Here is a 1916-nt window from a genome sequence, read left to right on the forward strand (position 1 = left end):
GGGCGCGGCGGGGAGGACACGACGAGGCCGGGTGCGGACCGGCCCAGGTAGCGGCGGGCGCGCACCACGTCGACGATCATCGCCGGCGTGTGCCGGGTCACCCGGAACGTGCCACCGGGGATCTCCGCCCACCGGATCGGGACTTCGGCGATGCGGTAACCGATCGAGCGGGCGATCGAGAGCACCTCGACGTCGAAGCCGAATCCCGACGAGCGGGCGAGGCTGAACAGCAGCTTCGCCTCCTGGCCGCGGAACGCCTTGAATCCGCACTGGGTGTCCGCGACGTCCAGGCTGGCCAACGACCGGGTGATCTGGTTGAAGGCCCAGCTGCCGACCCGACGGCCGCTGCTGCGCATCGCGCCGTCGCCGATGCGACGTGAGCCGAGGGCCACCTCGGCATGTTCCAGGGCTGCCAGCAACAACGGCAGATCGTTGACGTCCGACGCACCGTCGGCGTCCATGAACACGATCGAGGCGCCGTGCGCGACCGAAACTCCGGCGCGCACCGCAGCGCCCTTGCCCGAGTTCCACGGCAGCCGCAGCACGCGGCCGCCCGGCAACCCGGCGAGATGCTCCTCCGCGACGGCGGCGGTGCCGTCGGTACTCCCGTCATCGACCAGGATCACCTCGGCGTCGGGAATCTTGCGCATCACCGACACCAGCGAGGGCAGCAGACCGGGCAGGCGCATCGCCTCGTTGTACGCCGGGATGATGACGCTCACGGGCACGCTGTCCAAGACTCAACTCCTAGGCTGCGACGGCGGGACCGGTGACAGACGCCAGCGAGGGCGCAGCGATCGGGGACGGCTGGACGAGATCAGCATGCAGTTTCAGGCGATTCACCAAGGGTGTCAATGTATGTGCACCAAAGTCCGCCATCTTGACCTTCGTCCCCTTGCCTCCCGGACAGGCACTTATTGGCCATACATTGGGTTATCGAGCGTTCTCCCAGCGGGGCCAGCATACGGACACCGAAGAACAGATCGGACAGCGGGTCCGCAGCGACAAGCCTGGCAGACGGGAATGATCTATCACGGAAAGCGACAAGCTCTCGACAGTCAGATATCCGCTCGATCTTGCGAACCACAATGAAAAAACATCTGGATCACTACACGCACATTCCTCCGGCGCTGGATGGCCACGGCGACGGGGCTTGCGGAATCCGGCGTCCCCGCGCCGTAGCGACGTAGCGACGAGGTGCCCCCACCCCGGGAGACAGGGCGCTACCAGGGCTCACGCCTGACCGCAGGCCCACTCCCCCACCGCCGTCCGCCCCGACGCCGGCGAGGTCCCCCGCGCGGGCATCCGGACACCCGCACTGTGAGCCGGGGTACCTCGAAAAGAGACAGAAGCCGCGAATGCGATCGCGCTGCGTCACCAATTCGGGCCGTCGGAGGCGACCCGATCCGGCACATGTGACCGGCGTGTCACCCCGCCGTCCGTTACGATCACGGTGCCGGTGGCCGGGACGGCGGCGGTCGCGGTGTGCCACTGCACCCGGCCGGCAGGCACTGCGGGGACCGGCGGCACTGCGAAGACCGGCGGCACTGCGGAGACCGGCGGCACTGCGGAGACCGGCAGCCGAGGGAGGGCACATGCCGCGATCAGGACGCCCCGGCGGCCCGCGGGTGCGACCGTCCCAGGCCGGCGATCCCGAAGCCCAGCTACGCGGCCTCGTCGGCGCCGGACGCTCGCGGCTGCCGCCGGCGACGGCCATGCGGGCGCGTGACGCCGCCCGGCCCAGCGAGGACGACCTCGCCGAGGCGGAACGCGCGGTGGTGCTGCGCCGCGGCCAGCGAACCGCCCCGCCAGCCGACCCCGCTGGCGCAGCGCCGGAGAACGGCCGGGCGCCGGGAGACGGGCGGGGCAAGGGTGGCCGACCGCGACCACCGCGCCGGCCCGACGGGCGGTCCGCC

Annotated in this window: 1 protein-coding gene and 1 pseudogene; one reads left to right on the forward strand and one right to left on the reverse strand. The window is 70.8% G+C overall.

Annotated features, from left to right (window positions below; translation table 11 throughout):
• Nucleotides 1–737, reverse strand: a 737-nt coding sequence (locus tag FRAQA3DRAFT_RS14935) for a dolichyl-phosphate beta-glucosyltransferase (RefSeq protein ID WP_009739868.1), incomplete at its 3' end; no start/stop codon positions are given.
• An 858-nt stretch (nucleotides 738–1595) separates the two neighbouring features.
• Here FRAQA3DRAFT_RS14935 and FRAQA3DRAFT_RS36065 point away from each other — a divergent pair.
• Nucleotides 1596–1916: pseudogene (locus FRAQA3DRAFT_RS36065) on the forward strand (hypothetical protein); the annotation flags it as partial.

The sequence above is a fragment of the Frankia sp. QA3 genome, from assembly GCF_000262465.1.
GTDB lineage: Bacteria > Actinomycetota > Actinomycetes > Frankiales > Frankiaceae > Frankia.